The organism is Sporosarcina sp. PTS2304 (assembly GCF_003351785.1).
Classification (GTDB): Bacteria; Bacillota; Bacilli; order Bacillales_A; family Planococcaceae; genus Sporosarcina.
The window spans coordinates 2,246,113-2,271,457 of record NZ_CP031230.1 but is presented as its reverse complement, the minus strand read 5'-3'; the positions used below and the strand labels follow the sequence as shown (position 1 = coordinate 2,271,457).

18 protein-coding genes and 1 CRISPR repeat array (1 of these 19 cut by a window edge) are annotated in these 25,345 nt (G+C 40.9%); of the genes, 11 read left to right on the top strand and 7 right to left on the bottom strand.

Annotation, left to right across the window (positions count from 1 at the left end):
* Nucleotides 1-6,053: direct repeats of the CRISPR family, unit length 33 nt; unit sequence GTCGCTCCCTGTATAGGGGGCGTGGATTGAAAT; it reaches 806 nt to the left of the window's first position.
* 183 nt (nt 6,054-6,236) lie between these two features.
* The gene (locus tag DV702_RS10830; protein WP_114924769.1) at nt 6,237-6,791 is read right to left on the bottom strand and encodes a recombinase family protein; all 555 of its coding nucleotides are present in this window, start codon (nt 6,789-6,791) and stop codon (nt 6,237-6,239) included.
* 110 nt (nt 6,792-6,901) lie between these two features.
* Here DV702_RS10830 and DV702_RS10825 point away from each other — a divergent pair, with 110 nt between their 5' ends.
* Nucleotides 6,902-8,311, top strand: coding sequence for a SulP family inorganic anion transporter (locus tag DV702_RS10825; RefSeq protein WP_114924768.1), 1,410 nt, complete (start codon nt 6,902-6,904; stop codon nt 8,309-8,311).
* 12 nt (nt 8,312-8,323) lie between these two features.
* Nucleotides 8,324-8,737: a universal stress protein gene (locus DV702_RS10820; RefSeq protein WP_114924767.1), complete on the top strand. Its 414-nt coding sequence runs from the start codon at nt 8,324-8,326 to the stop codon at nt 8,735-8,737.
* Nucleotides 8,738-8,832: 95 nt separating this feature from the next.
* Here the strand turns inward: DV702_RS10820 and DV702_RS10815 are convergent, their stop codons facing one another.
* Complete coding sequence (locus DV702_RS10815; protein ID WP_114924766.1) at nt 8,833-9,450, bottom strand: TetR/AcrR family transcriptional regulator; 618 nt, start codon at nt 9,448-9,450, stop codon at nt 8,833-8,835.
* A 201-nt stretch (nt 9,451-9,651) separates the two neighbouring features.
* Here DV702_RS10815 and DV702_RS10810 point away from each other — a divergent pair, with 201 nt between their 5' ends.
* Complete coding sequence (locus DV702_RS10810) at nt 9,652-11,376, top strand: ABC transporter ATP-binding protein (RefSeq protein ID WP_114924765.1); 1,725 nt, start codon at nt 9,652-9,654, stop codon at nt 11,374-11,376.
* Nucleotides 11,373-13,238 (top strand): ABC transporter ATP-binding protein, encoded by a 1,866-nt coding sequence (locus tag DV702_RS10805; RefSeq protein WP_114924764.1) that lies wholly within the window; start codon nt 11,373-11,375, stop codon nt 13,236-13,238. The genes DV702_RS10810 and DV702_RS10805 overlap by 4 nt, the downstream gene beginning before the upstream one ends.
* Here the strand turns inward: DV702_RS10805 and DV702_RS16855 are convergent.
* The 4 genes from DV702_RS16855 to DV702_RS10790 form a co-directional block, all read right to left on the bottom strand.
* Complete coding sequence (locus tag DV702_RS16855) at nt 13,218-13,445, bottom strand: hypothetical protein (RefSeq protein ID WP_162805785.1); 228 nt, start codon at nt 13,443-13,445, stop codon at nt 13,218-13,220. The genes DV702_RS10805 and DV702_RS16855 overlap by 21 nt on opposite strands.
* A gap of 47 nt (nt 13,446-13,492) precedes the next feature.
* The gene (locus DV702_RS10800; protein ID WP_114924763.1) at nt 13,493-14,431 is read right to left on the bottom strand and encodes a hypothetical protein; all 939 of its coding nucleotides are present in this window, start codon (nt 14,429-14,431) and stop codon (nt 13,493-13,495) included.
* Nucleotides 14,424-14,933, bottom strand: coding sequence for a sigma-70 family RNA polymerase sigma factor (locus tag DV702_RS10795; RefSeq protein WP_162805784.1), 510 nt, complete (start codon nt 14,931-14,933; stop codon nt 14,424-14,426). The genes DV702_RS10800 and DV702_RS10795 overlap by 8 nt, the downstream gene beginning before the upstream one ends.
* 105 nt (nt 14,934-15,038) lie before the next feature.
* The gene (locus DV702_RS10790; RefSeq protein ID WP_240315602.1) at nt 15,039-15,815 is read right to left on the bottom strand and encodes a DUF2935 domain-containing protein; all 777 of its coding nucleotides are present in this window, start codon (nt 15,813-15,815) and stop codon (nt 15,039-15,041) included.
* 201 nt (nt 15,816-16,016) lie between these two features.
* Between DV702_RS10790 and nadX the strand changes: the two genes are divergently transcribed.
* Nucleotides 16,017-16,799, top strand: coding sequence for an aspartate dehydrogenase (nadX, locus tag DV702_RS10780; protein ID WP_114924760.1), 783 nt, complete (start codon nt 16,017-16,019; stop codon nt 16,797-16,799).
* A gap of 64 nt (nt 16,800-16,863) precedes the next feature.
* Here nadX and DV702_RS10775 read toward each other — a convergent pair whose 3' ends face one another.
* Nucleotides 16,864-17,139, bottom strand: coding sequence for an amphi-Trp domain-containing protein (locus tag DV702_RS10775; RefSeq protein WP_114924759.1), 276 nt, complete (start codon nt 17,137-17,139; stop codon nt 16,864-16,866).
* Between the two features lie 311 nt (nt 17,140-17,450).
* Here DV702_RS10775 and DV702_RS10770 point away from each other — a divergent pair, with 311 nt between their 5' ends.
* From DV702_RS10770 to DV702_RS10745, 6 genes are all read left to right on the top strand, one after another.
* Entirely contained in the window at nt 17,451-18,638 is a 1,188-nt protein-coding gene (locus tag DV702_RS10770; protein ID WP_114924758.1) for an AAA family ATPase, read from the top strand.
* Between the two features lie 14 nt (nt 18,639-18,652).
* Entirely contained in the window at nt 18,653-20,092 is a 1,440-nt protein-coding gene (locus tag DV702_RS10765; protein WP_240315601.1) for a VWA domain-containing protein, read from the top strand.
* A gap of 1,063 nt (nt 20,093-21,155) precedes the next feature.
* The gene (locus tag DV702_RS10760; protein WP_114924756.1) at nt 21,156-22,685 is read left to right on the top strand and encodes a DEAD/DEAH box helicase; all 1,530 of its coding nucleotides are present in this window, start codon (nt 21,156-21,158) and stop codon (nt 22,683-22,685) included.
* Between the two features lie 16 nt (nt 22,686-22,701).
* Nucleotides 22,702-23,472, top strand: a complete 771-nt coding sequence (locus tag DV702_RS10755) for a YqhG family protein (protein WP_114924755.1) — start codon at nt 22,702-22,704, stop codon at nt 23,470-23,472.
* A gap of 137 nt (nt 23,473-23,609) precedes the next feature.
* A complete protein-coding gene (locus tag DV702_RS10750) occupies nt 23,610-24,299 on the top strand; it encodes a response regulator transcription factor (protein WP_114925911.1) in 690 nt (229 codons plus the stop codon).
* Nucleotides 24,296-25,300 (top strand): sensor histidine kinase, encoded by a 1,005-nt coding sequence (locus DV702_RS10745; RefSeq protein WP_114924754.1) that lies wholly within the window; start codon nt 24,296-24,298, stop codon nt 25,298-25,300. The genes DV702_RS10750 and DV702_RS10745 overlap by 4 nt, the downstream gene beginning before the upstream one ends.
* The last annotated feature ends 45 nt before the right edge of the window (nt 25,301-25,345 follow it).

Sequence of the window (25,345 nt, the reverse complement as noted above, 5' to 3'; positions counted from 1 at the left end):
CTCCGTCGCTCCCTGTATAGGGGGCGTGGATTGAAATATCGAGTTTGAAGGTGTGGACGAATGACTAAAAAGTCGCTCCCTGTATAGGGGGCGTGGATTGAAATATTATGCTTTACCTGGGATCAAATCGAAGAAGCGGTCGCTCCCTGTATAGGGGGCGTGGATTGAAATTGACTTTGTTTTATAATGCCGAATCACTTGTAACGGTCGCTCCCTGTATAGGGGGCGTGGATTGAAATTCTCCTTTTGGGTAACAGTAAGAAAGTTGCGCCAGTCGCTCCCTGTATAGGGGGCGTGGATTGAAATTTCTGATTCGACCGCTGAAACGAATCTAGCGTTAGTCGCTCCCTGTATAGGGGGCGTGGATTGAAATTCCCTTGAATCTATAATTATCGTTAATGTTTTCAGTCGCTCCCTGTATAGGGGGCGTGGATTGAAATTCGTCGTTGTCGTCTTTAACTTCAAATTTCATTGCGTCGCTCCCTGTATAGGGGGCGTGGATTGAAATAAACAACCTTCTAAAATCCAGTTAAAAATGCCAGGGTCGCTCCCTGTATAGGGGGCGTGGATTGAAATCAAATATATGTCAACTTCAAGCGTTTCCGCTTCAGGTCGCTCCCTGTATAGGGGGCGTGGATTGAAATTTTCCCATTCGTAGGCTTTGCCAAAAATGCTATTAAGTCGCTCCCTGTATAGGGGGCGTGGATTGAAATTATTAATACCATTATATCATCATATCGCTATATGGTCGCTCCCTGTATAGGGGGCGTGGATTGAAATAAAGTACATAGCAGACAACACCTTTAAATACTTCAGGTCGCTCCCTGTATAGGGGGCGTGGATTGAAATTAGTTGTGCGTCACAATCACAATTAATAGGTTTACGTCGCTCCCTGTATAGGGGGCGTGGATTGAAATGCAAGGTAAAGTCATACAGCAATTCATCGCAAAAGGTCGCTCCCTGTATAGGGGGCGTGGATTGAAATGTCGATCAACGTTATCATCCTGACTGGGTCTTTGTCGCTCCCTGTATAGGGGGCGTGGATTGAAATCTTTACGGTCTTTAATCTCGTCATAAGCAGAATTTGTCGCTCCCTGTATAGGGGGCGTGGATTGAAATGGTAACGTTTAATAATTTTCGGAAAGTCAGTAGTATCGTCGCTCCCTGTATAGGGGGCGTGGATTGAAATGCCAACTTCAAATTTCGCACTAGCAAACTCAATAGTCGCTCCCTGTATAGGGGGCGTGGATTGAAATAGCATTGCCTAATTCGTTCAATCTAAATTTCTTTGTCGCTCCCTGTATAGGGGGCGTGGATTGAAATTCCTACCCACCCAGACGCTCCCACGTGCTTTTTAAGTCGCTCCCTGTATAGGGGGCGTGGATTGAAATTCACGTACAGCAAACCATTCTTTACTCTTGTAAAGTCGCTCCCTGTATAGGGGGCGTGGATTGAAATCCTGTCTTACGATCAATCTCCCACTGATAACCGCGTCGCTCCCTGTATAGGGGGCGTGGATTGAAATAACAGCTAACCAACGAATGAATAGCTTTGTTGTCGTCGCTCCCTGTATAGGGGGCGTGGATTGAAATCCGAAAACTAAAATACGCTCGTCTGAATGGTTGGGTGTCGCTCCCTGTATAGGGGGCGTGGATTGAAATTAGCGTGACGTTTGTGTTGCATCCGGCTAACCGGTCGCTCCCTGTATAGGGGGCGTGGATTGAAATATAAGTTTCTAAGGCTTTATACAGGTCATTCGTTTGTCGCTCCCTGTATAGGGGGCGTGGATTGAAATAGAAAAGGTTTTGAATCCATGTCCAGTGGATTGAGTCGCTCCCTGTATAGGGGGCGTGGATTGAAATTTGACTACCCGTTCGAATGATTGTCCTCATACGTTTGTCGCTCCCTGTATAGGGGGCGTGGATTGAAATTATGGGTCTTTTAGTTATGATATCCAAAAGAGGAGGTCGCTCCCTGTATAGGGGGCGTGGATTGAAATATGTTTACGATGCTTCTAAACATACAATCATCTTCACGTCGCTCCCTGTATAGGGGGCGTGGATTGAAATCTTTACGGTCTTTAATCTCGTCATAAGCAGAATTGTCGCTCCCTGTATAGGGGGCGTGGATTGAAATAAAAGGCAATACGGAAAAATAGCTATGGTCGCAGTGTCGCTCCCTGTATAGGGGGCGTGGATTGAAATCTTTCGTTGACTTATTCAGTGTTCTCACCTCCTTTGTCGCTCCCTGTATAGGGGGCGTGGATTGAAATCGCACAAATACTAGAGCGCTAGACGGTTGTTGTCGTCGCTCCCTGTATAGGGGGCGTGGATTGAAATTATTTTGGTTTTTGGCAATAAAAAAGAACCGAATCGTCGCTCCCTGTATAGGGGGCGTGGATTGAAATGTAGCGAGTTTTTAAATCACCTCGCAAAATAGCATGTCGCTCCCTGTATAGGGGGCGTGGATTGAAATTGCTGATACCCTCTAGTGGCCCCCGCTGAAACTTGTCGCTCCCTGTATAGGGGGCGTGGATTGAAATCATTTGATCTGATATATCTACACCATTTACAGATGTCGCTCCCTGTATAGGGGGCGTGGATTGAAATATCAAAAATATACGGGAATGATTCTGTTCCTTGTCGTCGCTCCCTGTATAGGGGGCGTGGATTGAAATTACAAAAGACAAGGACACAACTGCGAAATGCACTCACGTCGCTCCCTGTATAGGGGGCGTGGATTGAAATATCAATCGACATCTGACTTTCTTCTAGCGTGACGTTGTCGCTCCCTGTATAGGGGGCGTGGATTGAAATTTTTTTTATTATCAACTCTGCTAACTCAAATGACATGTCGCTCCCTGTATAGGGGGCGTGGATTGAAATAGAAAGACGACAAGAAAGAAGTTTTGGAGTTTCATAGTCGCTCCCTGTATAGGGGGCGTGGATTGAAATATAGATGATTTGACCGCAGAACAGGTGTTGGATGCAGTCGCTCCCTGTATAGGGGGCGTGGATTGAAATGAAACCATAAAGCGGCATTAAAAGGAAATCTAATGGTCGCTCCCTGTATAGGGGGCGTGGATTGAAATCAATTTCGCGCCATTGGAATCAGCGGTCAATTTAAGTCGCTCCCTGTATAGGGGGCGTGGATTGAAATATCAATGGTGATTTGATCGTTCACGACCTCGACTGTCGCTCCCTGTATAGGGGGCGTGGATTGAAATATTATCGGACATCTTAGAGGATCAGGTGGACGAAAAGTCGCTCCCTGTATAGGGGGCGTGGATTGAAATACCCTCCAACTCTATTAATTTATCAATATAAAAGTCGCTCCCTGTATAGGGGGCGTGGATTGAAATGCTATGGAGCTGATAAGGAAACTCTTTAAACGTTCGTCGCTCCCTGTATAGGGGGCGTGGATTGAAATGTCCTGAACTTTTACGAATGATGTCATGGGAAGTGTCGCTCCCTGTATAGGGGGCGTGGATTGAAATAAAACAATTATACTAACTAAGTGGGAAGTAACTTGTCGCTCCCTGTATAGGGGGCGTGGATTGAAATGCTCGCATGGGTGCAATGTACGCATGGGCGAATCCGTCGCTCCCTGTATAGGGGGCGTGGATTGAAATACCGATGGTATTGGCGCGCAAATCAAGCAAATGGTCGCTCCCTGTATAGGGGGCGTGGATTGAAATTGCAGCAGTTACAAATTGTCTGCCTGTCGTAATCGTCGCTCCCTGTATAGGGGGCGTGGATTGAAATTTACACCTACCAGACTAATATCTGCATTAGCTTTGGTCGCTCCCTGTATAGGGGGCGTGGATTGAAATCGACATACGTATTGTTATCGTATCGTATTTATTGTCGCTCCCTGTATAGGGGGCGTGGATTGAAATCATTTCTTTTTGCCATTGCTTAAATGCTTGGTTTGTCGCTCCCTGTATAGGGGGCGTGGATTGAAATTTTCGCCATTTCAATCATTTGCTTGATTTGCGCGTCGCTCCCTGTATAGGGGGCGTGGATTGAAATTTTCACCCTCCTCTTTCCAGTAGACGACTTAATGTCGCTCCCTGTATAGGGGGCGTGGATTGAAATGTTCCATATTTTGCGTTCATGAGCACACAAGCTTGGTCGCTCCCTGTATAGGGGGCGTGGATTGAAATGTCAATTTGCTTTAAATGCTCGGTAAAATCATAAAGTCGCTCCCTGTATAGGGGGCGTGGATTGAAATAATATCGGACTTGATACGGTCAAAACGTGCTTTAGTCGCTCCCTGTATAGGGGGCGTGGATTGAAATACGCAGACATGATCTGATTCCGTATAATGAGTACGTCGCTCCCTGTATAGGGGGCGTGGATTGAAATTTTTAAGTAACCCCAAGGATGTACAGCGTGACGCAGTCGCTCCCTGTATAGGGGGCGTGGATTGAAATACAACAAACTTGGAAACGAAGAAGTTACTGTTGTGTCGCTCCCTGTATAGGGGGCGTGGATTGAAATAGTACGAAAAGCTTCGTGGAGAGGAGGTGAAGGAAGGTCGCTCCCTGTATAGGGGGCGTGGATTGAAATTCTAAAGCCATCGTTCCAGCGATGGCTTCCTTCTGTCGCTCCCTGTATAGGGGGCGTGGATTGAAATTTGAGGATGAAGAGGAAGAGTATGGCGATGGGTTGTCGCTCCCTGTATAGGGGGCGTGGATTGAAATAATGTCGGGCATAAAAACATTGAATGGTACTCATGGTCGCTCCCTGTATAGGGGGCGTGGATTGAAATTTTGTTTGTTTGTTTCTTTTTTAATTCCTAACGTGTCGCTCCCTGTATAGGGGGCGTGGATTGAAATTCCGTAACATTATTTATCAATTAGCTTCTTTGACGTCGCTCCCTGTATAGGGGGCGTGGATTGAAATGTTGATATGCCGAGCGAGTTCCTGATCGGTAACGAGTCGCTCCCTGTATAGGGGGCGTGGATTGAAATGCACGAAACATTCTTTCCCATAGCGATTCGTTTGAGTCGCTCCCTGTATAGGGGGCGTGGATTGAAATTCTAACTCCTGCACCCGCTCGACTTGTTGGATAAGCGTCGCTCCCTGTATAGGGGGCGTGGATTGAAATGTTCAAAGCGTCATAAGTATCTCCCCAGCGCCCCAGTCGCTCCCTGTATAGGGGGCGTGGATTGAAATCATTAGTCCGCTCATATTAAATTGCCTCCTTCATGTCGCTCCCTGTATAGGGGGCGTGGATTGAAATATCTGCCGCTGATAATCCACCGTCAGATGCCTTTGTCGCTCCCTGTATAGGGGGCGTGGATTGAAATCTGTGCCGCGATTTGTTGTTTTGTCATTTTTTCGTCGCTCCCTGTATAGGGGGCGTGGATTGAAATATCATCTGATTTTTCTAACTCACGAAGGACTTTATGTCGCTCCCTGTATAGGGGGCGTGGATTGAAATCTCATTTCTAATTGTTTTTTTGGCGCCGATGATGTCGCTCCCTGTATAGGGGGCGTGGATTGAAATTTTGTGCTGACACGTCAAACATTCGTACTTTGCGTCGCTCCCTGTATAGGGGGCGTGGATTGAAATCGCCTGTTCGTGTTTTGCGATCTGTCCGTTTAATGTCGCTCCCTGTATAGGGGGCGTGGATTGAAATAAACCATTTGCTACGGATTTCCGAAATCTCTAACTCGTCGCTCCCTGTATAGGGGGCGTGGATTGAAATACTTCGTCTCGTAATTCGTTGAGTTGGATTGTCAGTCGCTCCCTGTATAGGGGGCGTGGATTGAAATAGGCAATAAACCACCCTCTAATACGAGCGTAGCCGTCGCTCCCTGTATAGGGGGCGTGGATTGAAATCGAGACGGTGACGAAGAACGTCCAGATGATCCTGGTCGCTCCCTGTATAGGGGGCGTGGATTGAAATATTAAATTACCTCCGAAATTGTGATGCGATAATTGGTCGCTCCCTGTATAGGGGGCGTGGATTGAAATTATTGGTGACTTATCGGGTTCTATAGGTACTCTAAGTCGCTCCCTGTATAGGGGGCGTGGATTGAAGTTTCAAGTGTTTATGGTCAGTGTCTTCAGCCAAAATTGTCGATTCTTGTAGAAAGAGCATGAATAAAAATGCCGCTTTCTAGTATATTGAAGTAACACTAATAATGTTAAGCGTGAAGATAATAAACAACAGCTGTCCCACAATCTATTAAAACCATTCCCTGCATAGGAACCTCCAATCACTCTTATTCTAGCTTTTCAGCAGCACGTTCATCCAAATAACGATACAAAGTCGATTTACTAATACCGGTTTCCTCTTTTATTTCGTAAAGTGTATAATTTTTGCTGTCGTACATAGAAAATGCACGTTGTAAATTATCATCAGATTTACGTGGACGGCCGATTAGTTTTCCTTGTTGTTTTGCAGCTTGGAGAGAAAAAGTAGATGAATGGCTTAAAAAAGTAGATTGTATCTCTGCGAAAAATTCTATTTGTTCTATAAGTACCAATGTTTGCAGTGTTTCAGTTGATAACTTTTCATCAAGAAAATGAAATATAATTTGATCACGTTTAGCTAAGCGTAAAATGCCTAGAAATTGTTGCAGAGAGTCAGCTAACACTTCTATATTTTGAAAGAACAACTCATCACCAGGTTGCGCAGTCATCAGTAATGTTTCTAATTCCGTTCTTTTCTTAGCTAACCCGTGCATTTCTTTGTATACGTACGCTACATTACTTTCTAGCAATTGATTTTTGCCTTGCAAATCCTTCACAATGGGGCGGATATATCCATATTTCATTTCCTATGCCTCCTTCGTCCCAAAACTATTCACTTTTGGGAAATAAAATGATAAGCTAATAACATTCTAACATTAGGTTTAATGATTGAACATCATGAAAGGGGAACGTTATGCAAACTTTGCAACAACAGTGGTTCGGCAATGTGCGGGCAGATATATTGGCAGGGATTGTCGTTGGTTTGGCGCTCATTCCAGAAGCACTTGCGTTTGCGTTCATTGTCGGCGTAGATCCACGTGTAGCGCTATATGCCTCATTTTCCATTGCGGTAATTACCTCTTTTGTAGGGGGGCGTCCGGGACTTATTTCAGCTGCAACTGGTGCGATGGCTTTGGTGCTTGTCAGTCTGATGGCAGAGCATGGCTTGCAATATGTGCTTGCGGCTACTATTTTAACAGGCATTATTCAATTCATTTTAGGTGGATGTAAAGTGGCGAACTTAATGCGCTTCATTCCGAATTCAGTCATGCTAGGTTTTGTGAATGCACTCGGTATTATGATTTTTATAACGCAATTGCCGTATTTAGTAGGAACCGGAATGATGACTTATGTATTCGCAGGAGTTACATTGCTTTTAGTATACGCCGTTCCGCGATTTTTCACTGCAATTCCTGCACCGCTGATCGCGATTGTAGTGATGACGACGATTGCTTTAGTCAGTGGAGTGAAGCTTCAAGTGATCGGTGATTTAGGAACGATGCCGAATTCATTGCCATCATTTTTCTTACCGGATATTCCATTGAATTTTGAGACATTCAAAATTATACTGCCTTATTCAGTCGCTCTTGCGATAGTCGGTTTACTGGAGTCATTGCTGACATCACAAGTTCTAGATGATATGACGGACACCCCAAGCAATAAGAACCGTGAAGCCCGTGGTCAAGGAATTGCGAACTTCATCAATGGATTTTTTGGCGGAATGGCAGGTTGTGCGTTAATTGGACAATCCGTTATCAATATGAAATCAGGCGGCAGAGGACGTTTATCTACGTTGACTGCCGGTGTATTTTTGATGTTTCTTATTATCGTATTAGGGGATGTTGTAGTTAAGATACCTATGCCTGTCCTAGCAGGAGTCATGGTGATGGTAGCTATGACTACATTTAATTGGGGATCATTCAAGTTTTTGCGATCTGCTCCTCGATCCGAGTCGATCGTCATGCTTATTACAGTAGCAATTATTTTATATACACATAATTTAGCAGTGGGCGTAGTGATTGGAGTCATTTTAAGTGCGTTATTTTTCGTTGCGAAGATTTCCCGTGTGACCGTTACGAATAGAGAAGGCATTTATAAAATAACAGGGCCTTTATTTTTTGCTTCTACTACAAAGTTTATCCAGTCTTTTGAAGAAGTAACTGAAAAAAACATCGTGATTGACTTTGAAGACAGTCAATTATGGGATGAGTCAGCTGTTGGGGCAATCTTCAAAGTGAAACAAAAGCTTGAAGACAAAGGAATCAATGTTATGGTTAGCGGCTTAAATACTTCAAGTGAACAATTATATGAGAAGTTATTGTGAGGAGTGAACAAGATGAAGATTGCGGTAGCGATTGATGGTTCAGAAAATGCGTGGCGTGCAGCAAAACATGCGATAATGCTGGCTGAATATTTACCTAAAGTACAATTGGAAATCATCTATGTTCAAGATTATGATAAAGCGAAAGATGAGCGGTTATTGGCACAAAGTCTTGAAAGTTTATCTCTAAAGCGAGAGCAGAAGCTGCATCCGATCATGGCATTGGCAAAAGAAGCAGCTGTTGACGCAGAAATTGTCATGTTGAAAGGAAATCCAAGTCAAGAAATTATCAAATACGTGAACGAACAAGGAATCGACAAGCTAGTGATCGGCAGTCGTGGGTTGAATGCGTTTCAGGAAATGATTTTAGGCAGTGTAAGTCATAAAGTGATGAAGCATGTGCAATGTCCAGTAACTATTGTGAAGTGACAGTAGATATTTGACAATGTTCAATTATGCATGAAGGTGTTGTAGCCTTCATGCATTTTTTTGCTTATTTATCAAAACTTTTTAGACAGGCTATTTCACGTTTCACGGTAGATTCCTCTTTTTAATATCATAATTTCCGTTTGATAGTTTTTTAATGCTTCTTCAGGGGATAATTGTAAAGAGAAGCTTTGAATCAAGTTTTGAAAAGTAACTGCTTGAATAATTTTCATCACATGAGCGAGTTCACATTTACTCGTACCCGTCATTTTTTCCGTATTAATTAACGCAAAAAGCTCAGCGCGCTCGGACATGAAGTTTTCTATGTGGACATGGTCTGTAAACGCTCGTTCCATTTTATGAGACATATTCAAAAAAGCATTACGGAAAAATATGCGATTTTCCTCTGACTGAAAGTCTTCTAACATCGATTGAAATATATTGAGGAAAGTCTCCAACAAATCTCCGTTATTTTGTTGCAGTTGCAGAGTAAAACGTTTGTGATGTAACTTTACATGTTCATCCAAAATATAAAAAAATACATCCTCTAGATTTTCAAAGTATTGATAAAAACTGCCGCGTGAAATTTCAGCATATTTGATAATATTAGAGATCACCGCTTCATGTAAAGGAACGCGTGAAAATTCTTTCATTGCCGCGTCGAGCAGAATTTGTTGTTTATTTAGTGGTAAATTATAAAATGTTTGCTTCGGCATGGCGAATCCTCCACTCCCTATAGTACATTTCGACATGTATAGTGCAATGATAAAACGTGAAATAGGTTCTGTCAAAGAAAATGTGACACAGTGTCACTTAATCTTTGACATGCAAAAATCTGTCACTTACTATTAAAGTACAGTTTTTATGACAAGGCGTCACATATGAAAAAATTTAGAAAGAATTGAGGAATCCTTGATATGTTAAAAATTCTAAAAAACTTATCAGTATATAAATGGCTCGTTGCTATCATATTCGGTCTCGTATTCCTCCAATCTATGTCAGAGCTGTATTTGCCGACATTAATGGCGGATATAATTGATAACGGTGTCGTGGTCGGTAATATTCCTTACATATGGAAAATTGGCGGTTTGATGCTCGGAGTTTCCTTGCTTAGTGCATTGGCTTCGGTTGCGGTGAGTTACTATTCATCTAAAGCAGCGATGGGACTAGGGAGAGATATCCGTAGAAAAGTATTTACTCACGTCGAAAGTTTTTCATTACAGGATTTCGATAAGCTAGGGACGGCATCACTTATTACGAGAACGACGAATGACATCACTCAAATTCAGCAAGTGGTCATTATGATTTTACGGATGGTCGTAAGCGCGCCTATTATGTTCATCGGTGGTTTGATTATGGCGCTGTCGAAAGACGTTAAATTATCACTTGTAATCGTTGCGGCAATGCCGGTGCTAGTGGGCTTGATCCTGTTTGTGTTTAAAAAAGGAATGTCCCTCTTCCAAGCTGTACAAAAACGCATTGACCGTTTGAACTTAGTATTACGTGAGAATTTAACAGGTATTCGTGTCGTCCGTGCGTTTAACCGTGAGAAAGAAGAACAAGTACGTTTACGCCAGGCCAATGAAGATTTAAAAGATGTCTCGATTAAAGTAAACAGAATTATGGCGTTCCTCATGCCGGTCATGATGTTAATTATGAACCTGACAGTAGTAGGTATTATTTGGTTCGGTGGTATTCGAATTGACAATGGCGCGATGCAAATCGGTGATCTCATGGCGTACATTCAGTATGTAATGCTTATTATGTCCTCACTCGTGATGGCATCTGTAATGTTTATTATGATTCCTCGCGCCTCTGTTTCTGCCAATCGAATCAACGAAGTGCTTGAAATGCAACCGACATTTTTAGATGAAGGAACGCAAAAAGCAGATAAAGAACCGGGTACAGTGGAGTTTGAAGAAGTGTCGTTCAGTTATCCGGGAGCAGAGGAACAAGCGCTATCCACTATTAGTTTTAAAGCTACAGCCGGACAAGTGACCGCTATTATCGGCGGGACAGGCTCGGGGAAGACGACATTAATTAACTTGATTCCTCGTTTTTATGAAGCTACTAGCGGAACGATTCGGATTAACGGTGTAGATATCAAACAATCTTCACAAGAGGAAATACGTTCGAAAATGGGCTTTGTGCCACAAAAAGCTTTATTGTTTTCTGGGACAATTGCAGAAAATATTCGCTATGGTAAAGAGGATGCTTCGCAAAATGAAATAGAACATGCCGCAAAAGTAGCGCAAGCCAGCAGTTTTATTGAAAAGATGGACGAACGATATGACTCTGTTATTTCGCAAGGTGGATCCAATTTATCTGGCGGACAAAAACAACGTCTTTCCATCGCTCGTGCCCTTGTACGTAAACCGGATATTTATGTGTTCGATGATAGTTTTTCTGCACTAGACTATAAAACAGATGCTCAGTTGCGAAAAGCATTAAGTGAAGAAACACAACATGCAACTGTCATTATTGTCGCGCAACGTGTAAGTTCTGTAATGGACGCCGATCAAATCATTGTTCTCGATCACGGGTCCATCGCAGGCATTGGAACACATGAAGAATTATTGGAGACAAATGACGTCTATCAAGAAATTGTTGAATCACAGCTTTCAGAGGAGGATATCGCATGAGTGAACAAAAACAACGTCCATCTCACGGCGGCGGTCCAGGGGGTCCCGGTGGTCCAGGCGGTAATATGATGATGGCGGGACAGAAAGCTAAAGATTTTAAAGGGACATTCCGCAGACTGCTCGGTTATTTGAAACCTCATCGGGCGAAATTAGCAGCTGTTTTTCTCGCTGCTGTATTAAGTACAGTGTTCATGGTGCTAGGTCCTAAAATAATGGGTAATGCGATTACAGAGTTATTTGAAGGGGCATATGGGAAGTTCAATGGAATTCCAGATGCGTCCATCGATTTTGGAACGATTTCAAAGTTATTATTGTTGCTCGGTGGTTTGTATGTTATCAGTAGTATATTTAGTTATATCCAACAGTATATTATGGCGAGTGTTTCGCAAAAGACTGTCTTCGATTTACGGGAAGATATTAATAATAAATTAGAAAAATTACCACTAAAGTATTACGACGGACATCCTGTAGGCGATACGCTTAGCCGGGTAACGAACGATATTGATACGATCGGCAGTACATTACAACAAACGATTACACAATTTATCACTTCTGTAGTAACGATTGTCGGTATTCTCATTATGATGTTGTGGATCAGTCCTATGTTAACAATCATCGCACTTGTGACGTTACCGTTGTCTATATTCGTCATCAGACCATTTTTAAAAAGATCCCAAAAATATTTTGCGGCACAGCAGCGAACACTTGGAAATTTAAATGGTCATATAGAAGAAATGTATACGGGTCATCAAGTAGTAAAGGTCTTTGGTCACGAGAAAAAAGCCATTGCGGAATTCGAAGATGTCAATGAACAGTTGTATGATGCAGGTCGTCGGGCACAATTCATTTCGGGTATTATTATGCCGATGATGACGCTTATTGGAAACTTGAGTTATGTTCTAATTTGTGTGATCGGTGGAATTTTGGTTACACAACGTGCGATTTCTATTGGTGATATTCAAGCATTCATTACGTATATGAAGCAATTCACACAACCAATTACGCAAACAGCAAATATCGCTAACATTATCCAGTCCACTATTGCGGCCGCAGAACGTGTCTTTGAGTTATTGGATGAGGAAGAAGAAGTGCAAGAAGTGACGACGGTAAGTCTGAAGCATGCAAAAGGTGAAGTGGCGTTTGAACATGTAGATTTTGGTTATGGAGAAGATCTATTGATCAAAGACATGAATGTTCACGTAGAACCAGGTCAGACCGTTGCGATAGTCGGGCCTACAGGAGCAGGTAAGACGACTATCATTAATTTACTCATGCGTTTTTATGAACTAAATGGCGGCAAGATCACGATTGACGGATTGGATACTCGTGAGATGTCTAGAGAAGATTTACGGACTACATTTGGAATGGTGTTGCAAGATACATGGCTTTTCAATGGAACTATTAAAGATAATATAGCCTATGGTAATAAGAACGCCACAGAGGAGCAAATCATTGAAGCAGCGCAAGTGACACGTGCCGATCAGTTTATTCGCACACTTCCAGAAGGGTATCAAACTGTATTAAACGAAGACGCATCGAATGTCTCCCAAGGTCAGAAACAATTAATCACAATTGCTCGTGCTGTTCTAGCGAATCCATCCATTATGATCTTAGATGAAGCGACATCTAGCGTAGACACACGGACAGAATTATTAATTCAACAGGCGATGAATCGCCTGATGAAAGGTAGAACTAGCTTCGTCATCGCCCATCGACTTTCGACAATTCAAGGTGCCGATCTGATATTAGTGATGGATCAAGGAGAAGTGATCGAACAAGGTACCCATGAAGAATTGCTGAAGCAAGAAGGTTTCTACGCTGATTTATATTACAGTCAGTTCTCAGATAAGCCTGCCATGTGATGAAATAAATGAAAGCAGTAGCCCTCGTTTTTGAGAGCTACTGCTTTTTTTATGTACTAGGTTGGTTGAGGGAGTGTTCATAGAGAGTGTTGCCGCGCTCATAGAAAGTGTCGCCGCGCTCATAGAAAGTGCCGTTGCGCTCATAGAATGTGTTGCCGCGCTCATAGAGAGTGTCGCCGCGCTCATAGAAAGTGTCGCCGCGCTCATAGAACACCTCCCCGCGCTCATAGACCAAACCCTATTCATCAAAAATTCTACAACTCCACCCACTCGACAATTTCTTCATACATCATTCGTCGATCTGCATCTTTCACAGGGGAAGACAACGGATCAAATGTCACTTCCATTTGCGTGTAGAGTGTCATGTCTTCTGTGGAATCGTCAAGTGCAAACCATGCATAGTCATAAGCTGCATCTATAATTTCATCCGGTGATTTACCTTTGATTTGAGAAGCTTCTACTCCGTGGACGAGTAGAACTTTTTGTTGATCTAGATAAGCCACAATGCCTTCGAATACTGCGAAATCCATAGAATGTGGAAGATAAAGTATAGATTTTTTTGTCATGAATTCTGAAATGACTTCGTCGTTCTTTTCCATGAATGCAGTTAAGACATCTCGTTTTGTTTTGGAATCGTTTAGTTCGTGTGTTTCGATCCAAGTACTAGCTAGTTGTTGTTGATAAGACCATCTGTAAACATGTTGGATATAGTCTTCCATAGTAACTCCGAATGTTTCTTGTTGTTTTTGTTCTTCTTCAGGAGAAAGTTCAGATGATTGTTCTGCCTCTGCTATATGCTTCTCAATAGCTTCAGTATCTTCTACATAACCGTTTTGTTTCGCGTAATCGGTTAGCGAATCAAATAACAAAATTTGTTGTAACGTACGGTAGCGTAGCTCTTCTAGTTCTTCAGGCGTTATACTTTGTCTTCCTCCTGTTTCGGTAGTAAGTAAATGGTCATAGACTATTTCATTTACTTCATAGACTTGTTGTGTTGTGTTATTTTGCTCGCCATCGTAGACGGTGAATGTAAAGAATAGTACCGCTGCTAAAACAATGGCAGTTGCGACTAGGGGAAAAGGGTTTCGTCTTTTGGGGCGTCGTTCTCCATAAAGCACTCGTTGTTTTAACTCTTCTATATCTCTGGACGTATCGCCAGCTAGATGATCTAAACTCTTTTTCACTTCATTCAATGGAAAGCACCTCCCAATAATCTGCTAATAGTTCTTTTTTCAGTAGCGCGCGTGCTTTAGTCATTCTTGTTTTGACAGTGTTTTCAGATAGACTTAGAAAAGAAGCGATTTCTCTCATGTTGAGCTCTTCGTAATAATAGAAGAGGATAATTTCTCGATACTTCACTGGTAACTTTAGTATAGCGTTTGCGATAATAGACTTTTCTTCTTCTACAATTAATGAATCGCGCGTTGTATGTACGGAGTCTATTGAGCGTTTGTTAAATGTAAGGTGTCGAAAAGACCAGCTTCGTAAATAATCTTTACAGCGGTTGACAGTAAGTTTTGTTAAATAAGCACGTAGTTTTCCTTGTTCCTGATAAGTTGATTTCTCATAAAATGATAAAAAGACTTCTTGAACGATATCTTTTGCAAGGTCCCGGTCTCGTAAATAGAAGTACGCCATTTTCAATAAATGTTCACTGTATTCATTTATGACGTGTTCCAGTTCAGCCGAATTCAATGTCACCACCGCCTCTCTACTACTATAACGATGCTCAAATGGAAATAGTTTTAGATTAGAAAAAAACATGACAGGATTTCTCCGTTTGTCATGTTTTCAGAAAATTTAATTGACAACTTGATCTTCTAGATTTTTCCACAAATGATGCGCTTCTCTAGCGATATGCTCTAGTAAGTTTGGTGGTGCAGTTGTAATAGCTGCACAGTTTTTGATGAGTTCACTTAGTTCCAACTTAAATGCTTCAAGTGCTTTAGCTTCTTTTATGATCATTTGATTGTACGTATTTAAAATAGGGGACACTTCATTGCGCGGTCTGCGGATAATAGTCTTTAAAGATTGTGCCTGCAACAGTAAATTTTCAAATTTCTTAGTCATGGTACGTACTTGATCGTGTAATTCATAGTTTGATGCATCTACATAATGACTGATGAAAATTAAGTGATCGACCATTTGACGTAGCCAAAAATTATTTTCATGAAGTGTAGCGTCGGAAGGTGTGATATATGCATTGGACTCGATTAATTTAAAAACCTTTTGTGCTTCCTCTGCTTCACGAATCATGTGATCGAGTAAAGAGACAGGAGTCGAAATGATGACGTCACAGTGAAGTGCACGATCCATTGTGTGAATAAGTAAATCTTTAAATTCTTCTGTAGAGCTGTTTGCTTCATCAATGATGAGACTAATATCACCAGTTTTGGATTCAGTCTTTTTGAAGATCTTTCCCATACGATCGACCATTTGCTGATTGGCACGTGCTAATTCTAATTCATGGTGACTAATTTCACGATCGAAAAACTCTCCGTGCTCAAAATTATTTCGCATCCAAAAATCAATAATTCCGTACGTATCCCGTTCATAGTTATCTGTATAACCAGTCAATCATAAATTCCTCCTCCGATTTTCCCTTCTTCATCCAACACCATTCTATTCATGCGTGTTATGGTTAATGTATAAATAAACGATGTTACGTAAAAAGGGCTTCCAAACATTGATTGAATGAATATAAGTTTTTCAGAAACTGGTATTGTATAGTAACGTTGTCCAGTTAGTAACTTAGTATGCGGAAAGAGGTGTTGTGACATGAAAATCGGAATCATCGGAACGGGTAATATTGCGCAATATGTGTTGGAAAATATTAATTCGAATAAACGACTAGATGGTAAAGTACTTTCTATCTTCGGACGCAATCAGGAAGTGGGACCACGCCTGGAATCACAATATGAGGCGACGTTTTTTACTGATTTTGAAGAGTTTCTGAATTCTCCTATCGATATTGTAGTAGAAGCTGCAACAGTGGATGTCGCTATTGAACGTATAGAACACGTCTTAAAAAGTAATAGAGACATAATTTTGAGTAGTATTGGGGCGTTTAAGGATGTAAAGTTTTTGCATCAAATGAAAGAGGTCGCACGTACAACGAATCAGCATATTTATTTACCTTCAGGCGCGATTGGTGGTCTAGATCTTCTACAATCAGCAAATGCCCTCGGGGGTCTGGATAAGGTTAGTATTACGACCAGGAAATCTTATGAATCACTGGGACTTGAACAGAAAGCGATTGAACAATGTATATTTGAAGGTGCAGCGCTTAATGCAATCGAAAAATTCCCTAAAAATGTTAACGTTGCCCTGTTACTGTCGATCGCAGGACTTGGTGCCGACAAAACGGATGTAAAAGTCATTGCAGATCCGAATATTACACGGAATACCCATTCAATTGAGGCTTTAGGTGATTTCGGCAAAATGAACTTACTGATCGAAAATGAACCGATGCCTAGTAATCCGAAGACGAGTTATCTCGCAGCATTAAGTATTTTATTCACTTTACAAAACAGAGGTAGTGCAATAACGATAGGAAGCTAACTAACGTTTAATATAGCAAGAAAGCGTCAGTCAATAGACTGACGCTTTCTTGCTTACTTTTACACTAGCCGATAGAAATAGAAGAGTTTTGATCACCTTCACGCCACTCAAGCTCTACTTCAAATGTATGTTTATCGTTTTGTTTTTCTAGCTTAATCTCCAACTCTACACGGGAAGTGGGTGTAACGTGATGGGTTTGTCCATCATGAGTAAGAGTAAACGAGCCTTCTTCACGCAACTTTTTTGCAAGTGTTTCTAAAAATTCAGCGGCATTGATCAGTGACATCTTTTCTTCGTGGTCTACTAAAACTACTTTTGTGCTTCGTTTACTGTTCGACATCTCAACTACCCCCTCATAAGTACGTTATAAGTACAAGCCTGTCTTGTTATAAGTATTATATCATAAAATAATTTAACTGAATATACTGTCAAATCGATCAGTAACTCGTTGGATAAATATATTATTCTTAGAAAGATTCCCAAGTGCAAAAAAAGGGTAAGGTACTTTAATAGATACAAATGGCCGTAAATATATTACAGCAAAGAGGTTAAAATGATGAAGTTTCAAACAAACTGTTATGTAAAGCCGTTTATATAAGTCATCTAGTATAAAGTATACATTTTTTGAATACAAACTAAGGGGAATGTAAAATGACAAATGAAAACTTACAGAAGTTAGAAGAAATCAGACGCTCATTGAATGCTAAATTTTACGAACGAGAGAGTGAAGTGGAAGGCATTTTAGTTGCCCTTCTTTCCCGTCAACATATGCTAATGATCGGACCAGCGGGAACAGCAAAGTCCGCGTTGTCTGTAGAACTTGCGAAAATTGTAGAAGGTACTTCTTATTTCCAGTGGCTGTTGACGAGGTTCAGTACACCTGAAGAGGTATTTGGTCCGCTTTCTTTGAAAGATTTAGAAGAAGGAGTGTACAAGCGGAATACTGCTACGAAAATGCCTGAAGCTCATTTAGTCTTCTTAGACGAAATATTTAAAGCCAACTCTGCAATTTTGAACAGCTTACTGACGCTTATTAACGAAAGGCTATTCTATAATGACGGCTTGCCTGTAGAAGTTCCCCTTATGTCCGTCATTGGTGCCTCCAATGAATATCCAGAAGACGGTGAAGGGTTGGAAGCATTATTTGATCGGTTCCTACTGCGTTTTGAAATTGATTTTATCGCAGACGAAGCAAATTTTGTTTCTATGATGAAAGATGAAGTAGAAACGGTAGAAACGCCATCAATGCATTTAGACGATCTTATTACGCTACAGGAACTAACAGACAAAGTTCGTATACCTGACGAAGTGTATGACACACTATCCACAATCCGAAGAGAGTTGCAAGACGAAGGAATTCAACCATCCGATCGCCGGTTTAAGCAATCATTAGGTGTATTGCAAGCAAAAGCACTAATCAATCAAAGGGAAACTGTGCAAATTGAAGATATCGCTATTCTAGAAAATGCACTTTGGGAAACACTTGATCAAAAAGAAGCTGTTTCTGCAATCGTTCGCCGACATGCCCAAGATCATTCAGCACGTACGTTACAATCTATGGAAAATGAGGCAAATGAAATTTATGATATAGCAGTTCGCGACCAATCAACCGAAGCTGGAATGGAAGCAATAAAAAAACTTGGCGAATTAACAAAAGAGTTGCAGCAATTGAAAGAACAAGATGATAGCCGCGCAACAGAAGTCGAAGCATTGCTTAGTAAAATCAGTACGATGAAAAATGAAGTGGAAAGCAGCCGATTAGATAATGCTTATTATGGAACACCAAATGAACGAAAAAAAGAAAATGACGAACAAAACGGAGTCTTTTTCAGAATGTAAAAGGAGTGATTTTTATGAAAAGAAGTACCATCATTAGAGATCACCGCTCCGTATTAAACACAGATTCCTTCGATAAAAGACGATTCAATGAATTATTTAGTATGTCAGAAAGTCTTCAGAGAGTGAGAGATGAAGGAGAATTACCCACTACGGAATCATTGCTTGGAGATATATGGGCTGCTTTATATAAAATGAAACCGCAACTTGTGGAAGAAGTTTCAGACCGTTCACTACAACCGAATAGGACTATTATGAAGAAACTGATGAGTGATGAAAAGTTTGAAGAATACAGGAATTTTACACGATTAGATGATTTGACATCTACTGTTTGCGCAGTGAAATTTAGCGAAAAAATTAATGAGTGGCTTGCAGAAGTAAAAGCGGAGGATCAGCAACTACAGCAACAATTAGAAGCTGTACAAGCGCTAACAGATGATATTCCCATTCAACAATCAGAAGAAGTTGAAAAGACGGTAGAAGGCATGATGCAAGAACTCGCAGAAGCGTCCGCACAGTTGAATGATCAATTACAACTTACGCTAGAAACTAATGGAGACCGTTTCCTTCAAGCGATGGATGAAGCTGTAGAAGAAACGATCCAAGTCAAAGAAAGCCTAGTGTCCTTAATGGGTGGTTCGAGTGCAGGTAAAGGGGATGCAGAATTAAAAAAGATTCCACTGCGTGATCAACTGAAAGTAGCTGATAAAGTTGCGATGGATCCGAAGATGCAGGAAATAGCTGATTGGGCGGGGCGGTTTAAACAGGTAGCGCGCGAGAAACAAAAGTCTAACTATGTGGATGCAATGGAACGACGAGGAGTCACTCTCGGAAATGAAATGGAACGTCTATTACCTATGGAGTTAGGTTTATACAGTCATGACGCCACGAAGTCAGACTTTTTGCGACGCTTTGCAGAAAGCGAGACGATGCAATATGAACAGAAAAAGCGTGAAGAACTTGGGAAAGGTCCAATCGTATTTTGTTTAGACCAATCAGGTAGTATGAAGTTACTGGATAATCAATCAAAAGGATTCATTCTAGCTTTACTGTCAATTGCAAAAAAACAACGCAGGGATTTATGCGTGTTATTGTTTTCAACGATGATTGAAAGTACTACGTATAGCAAGGGGAAAATCACAGGTGATGAATTGATTCGATTGTCCACAACCTATTTGGGAGGAGGAACAGATTTTACATTATCACTTGAAGGGGCATTACAAGTAATAGAACAAAGTACATTCAAACAAGCGGATGTAATATTTGTAACGGATGGAGAAGACGAGGTGAGCGAAGAGTTTCTTGTAACGTTTCATGAAAGAAAAAAGCAAAAGGAATTCAATGTGCTTACGTTGGTTGTAGGGTCGGATACAGAAGTGACAGAATCATTTTCGGATAGGGTATTACATGTCACAGACTTTGATGACGAAGGTAGTTTCACGGCTTTTGAGATATAGGCGTGTTGCAATGGGCTGTCTAGAAAGTCAGAAGTATTTGATTTTCTGTGATGGTCTTTTTTGATGGGAATATTTCATTTATTGGACTTTAATGAAGGGGAGTAGGGGGAGACATTAGGTATGTCGATACGTTTCATTCTAGCTAAATGTATTCGGGCGTGGGGTGAAGAAAAGTAGTGTACGTGTTAGTATTCTCCCGAGAGAAACCGGACGCTTTCCTGAGGGTGCGCGGCGGACTCGCCAGAAGTGCGTGGCGATTACGCCTGTCACACTGATCCTCCAGGAGTCGCCGGTTCTTCCGGGAGAATCCTTGAGTTTGTGTCGGGAAGCCATTTAGTGTTCGTCCAGAAATTAAGTATGGTATGTTCCGCTTCCTGAACAGTGTGGGTGAAGCTTTGGATTACCTGACTGAATGCATATAGAGTCATTGCTTTTTTCACTCAGTTCATCGAAACAGTCATAGTTGCTGATAACATTTTACCGCTATCTAGCTTCAAAAGCGGTCGCATTGTATCAGACAAGCGCCCATGGTTTTCACTACCTACAAAGAGTGATCAACCTGTCTTGCACACACAAAGTACGGCTTGCGCTGGAAGACGATCGACTCCGGGAGGATCAGGACGACAGGTGTAACCCGCAGTGCACTTTTGCGGGGTCCACCGCGTCCCCTCCGGAAAGCGTATCGTCTGGAAGCGCAAGCCGCAAGACTCTTCAAGTCAGCTTCATTCCATCTAATAAACGAACATGAAGTAGCAGACAAGCCCACGTATTCTTCACTGCATACAAAGAGTGATCAACCTGTTTTGCCTACACTAAGTACGACTGAAGCTGGAAGACGATCGACTCCACCGCGCCCCCTCCGGAAAGCGTATCGTCTGGAAGCGCAAGCCGCAAGACGCTCCAAGTCAACCTCACTCCATCCAAATGCTATAATCAAACTCGCTTTCAAATAAATCAATAAACGATACATAATAATTGGATAGCTTCATTTCTTTTGCCGATTCATAAGAAATGCTTTTTTGGACAATCTAATGATTAAGAATACGGCAACTGAGGTGAAGATATGCAGCTGGAAAAATCAACGGCGTGGAAAGAGGGCTTTGTAGAAAGACTGGAGGAAAAACAGTCTTGGCACTCATGGGAACTGTATAAGATGAGTTACAGCTTAACAAAAAATCATCTAATACAAAACTTTTCAGGGCTTCAATCACTGAAATACTTACCTCATGTTAAGCCACTGCCCCATCAAATAGAAGTGGCTGAACGTGTGATTGAAGAGATGAATGGGAAAGCGATACTAGCAGATGAAGTAGGGCTTGGAAAAACAATTGAGGCAGGTATTATTTTGAAAGAATATTTAATCCGCGGGCTAGTAAAAAAAGCGCTTATTTTAGTGCCCGCTTCTCTTGCGCATCAATGGATAGAAGAGCTTCATACAAAATTTCATATACCCGCTTTATTGTATAAAAAAAATTATGAGTTAGATCATGTAGATGTAGTTGTAATGAGCTTAGATACTGCCAAAAGAAGTCCGCATAAAGAAAAAGTGTATGCACAGAATTATGATTTAATCATTGTAGATGAAGCGCATAAGCTAAAAAATCATAAAACGATTAGTTATGAATTTGTGGAAAGTTTAAAGAAAAAGTTCTGTCTGCTACTAACAGCTACTCCTATACAAAATGATATCTTCGAACTGTTTTATTTAGTGACTTTGCTGAAGCAAGGTCATCTCGGCAATTATGAAAAATTCTCTGCCGTATTTTCAAAAAATAAACGAGATGCAGAACGAGAAGAGTATTTGAAGGAATTGGTCAGTCAGGTCATGGTTAGAAACAGACGGCAGACTACTGGAATCGAATGGACACAACGCAAAGTACAAGGAATTCCTGTTGAGTTTACGTCTAATGAAAAAGAAATATATCGTTTGTTGACAGAAGTAAAACAAATTTCAAGTGTGTTGTCTGATCCATTTACAATTCTCACATTGCAACGTGAAATGTGTAGTAGTCCAGATGCAGTCTTCGTAACATTGAGTAAGTTACTGGAAGAATGTACGAGTGAGCAAGAGAAGGCATATGTCGGTAAAGTGATGCGTCAGCTGTTGCAACAGCATACTCATTCAAAGGCGGAGAAGGCCGTTGAATTAATAACGAAAGCGAATGATAAAGTCATTTTGTTTACGGAATATCGCGCAACCCAACTGTATATAAGTGATCTGTTACATTCAAAAAATATATCGAATGTCATTTTCAATGGGAAACTTAGTAAGAATAGCAGGGAATGGATTAAGCATTTATTTCAGCAAAAGGCACAAGTACTCATTGCTACAGAATCAGGAGCTGAAGGAATTAACCTTCAGTTTTGTCATCATATCATTAACTATGACTTGCCGTGGAATCCGATGAAATTGGAGCAACGGATTGGCCGCGTGCATCGATTAGGTCAAATACATGACGTTCATATTTATAATTTAGCTGTGAGCGAGACGATTGATGACCACATCTTAAGCGTCCTAGAAGGCAAGATTGAAACGTTTGAAAAAGTAGTAGGGGAGCTGGACGATATTTTAACTACTCGTTTAAGTGATTAAAGGGAGGCGAAGCTATATGCAACCGCAACAAATACACGACTATTTGTATCATTTTTTTAAAGAGAACGATTGTGAGATCTTGAACTCGCACTCGCATTATATGAACGTCCAATTAACAATTGAGATGGATAAGAGGATTATGAATCGCCCATTTTATTGGCGTTATATTGAAACGGTAGGAGACACCCCGAATCCTGCTCAACTTATGCTTATAACAGATATCACTCAATTACAAGAAGGTGTTAAAGGGGAAGTGATGCATATAGGTTCCCCACGCCTCCACCAATTATTCCGTGTCACTCATGAGTTAGGTTCATTTGTGAAAATGTATGAAAGGGTTGAGGAGCGATCTATTCTTACACCGTGGCTAGGTCTGAATATTAAAGTTTCTTATAAAAGTCACCAAACAAAAGAATTTTTGTATTCACTCGGCATGAATCTGATGACAGGTGCGGTGTTTCAAGAATTTCATGATACGGTATGCTCATTGGATTTAGTAGAGGAACCAGCAAAACATGTTTTTCAATTGCCGTTTATTATTACACCAGTACGGGCGATTGAAAAGTTAGAACGAGTAATAGAACAAATCATTGCCAAAGATGATCATCAGTGGGCGGAAGAGGCAAAGAAAAGATGGGTGAAAGATCAGGCGGTATTGGACTATTTTTATGAAGGTGTGGAAGAGAAGCCGGAAAGTTATGAGAGTGAAAAACAAGCAATGACAGAGCGCTTCACACCGAGAATTAGTATGGAGATTCTTAACGGTGGATTATTTTATTTAAAATGAACGGTGTCGAAATGTGGTTGTCTAGAAAGTTGTATTTTGTAAAAACAGTGCGTAATTTGACTTTTAGGACAGCCCGTTTTGATTATCCACGTGGATACGATAAACTAGTATTCATTAAAAGAAGAGTGGTGAGTTCATTGTTTACAATACTGCTGATTGAAGATGATATAACATTATTTGAAGAAGTAAAAGAACGTTTGACGCAATGGTCATACGAAGTAGTCGGCATTCAAGATTTTAGTAATGTCTTGCAGGAGTTTACTCATAGCAAATCCGATCTTGTCATCATTGATATTCAATTGCCGAAATTCGATGGCTTTCATTGGTGTCGAATGATTCGAACACATTCGAATGTACCGATCATTTTCTTATCTTCACGGGATCATCCAACAGATATGGTGATGTCGATGCAACTAGGTGCGGATGATTTTGTTCAAAAGCCATTTCACTTTGATGTATTGATTGCTAAAATTCAAGCGACATTGCGTCGTGTCTATAATTACAGTGTAGAGCAGACAGTAGAGATGAAGACATGGTGTGGAGCGACGGTTGATTTTATGAAGGGAACTGTAACTGCTGAAGATGGCTCAATCGAACTTACTAAAAATGAAATGGCTATCGTAAAACTATTAATTGAAAGAAAAAATGAGATTGTAACACGTGAAGAAATTATTACGAGTCTATGGGATGATGAACGATTTGTTAGTGATAATACACTTACAGTAAATGTCAATCGGTTACGTAAAAAAATTGCAGAGATAGGGCTAATCGATGTTATCGAAACAAAAGTAGGGCAAGGATATGTAGCGCGGGAGATGCAAAGATGATCCGATTATTTATAAAAGAAAGGTTCAGCTGGATTCTCTTTTTTGTCTTATTGCAACTACTCGTTTTATTAATCGGTTATTTGGATTCTAGTATAAATATTCGTTCCATTATGTATATCGTATTTCTCTCCAGTTTATTTTTCGGACTATTTATCGTCATTAGATATGTGAAAGAGACAAAGTTTTATCGAGAATTGGAAACTGTCGAAATGACTGTAGATGTAACGAATATACTAGATGCTAGAAGTCCGTTTGAGAATATTACGCATGAACGAATAGTAGAACAACAGGCTATGTATAAGAGACAGCTGGCAAAATTGCAAATTAGTACAGAACAGGAGAAAGATGATATTTTACATTGGATCCACGAAGTGAAGACACCGTTAACTACTATGCAACTAATGATTGAACGAATGACCGATGCATCGCTTAGGAGACAACTACTATACGAGTGGCTGCGAATTCATTTACTACTTGATCAGCAACTTCACCAAAGGCGGATTCCTTTTATTCAAAATGACTTGTCTATAGAGAAATCGAATTTACAGGAAATACTGTCACAAGAGATCAAATCCTTGAAAAATTGGTGTTTGCAAAAAGGCATTGGCTTTGATCTTACATTGGAAGCAGAGAATGTGTTGACGGATGCAAAATGGCTGGGGTTCATCTGTAGGCAACTTCTAACGAATGCTGTGAAATACAGCGATGCGTCAGAAATTTATATAAAAAGTGAAAAAGCCAATGAAATGACCGTGCTGTCTATCCAAGATTTTGGCCGTGGGATTGCTCCACAGGACGTCCCGAGAATATTTGATAAAGGTTTTACAAGTACCGCAAGTCACCAAGATCATGCAGCTACAGGAATGGGCTTGTATTTGGCGAAACAAGTGGCTGAGTCATTACATATCAACATACAAGTACAATCAACAATAGGAAAAGGCACTCTCTTTACTTTAACGTTCCCAAAAGAGAATGAATGGACTCGATTGGCAACTATCTAAGAAAATTACGCTTGTTGATTAACCATATGATGTGTAATTTATTTT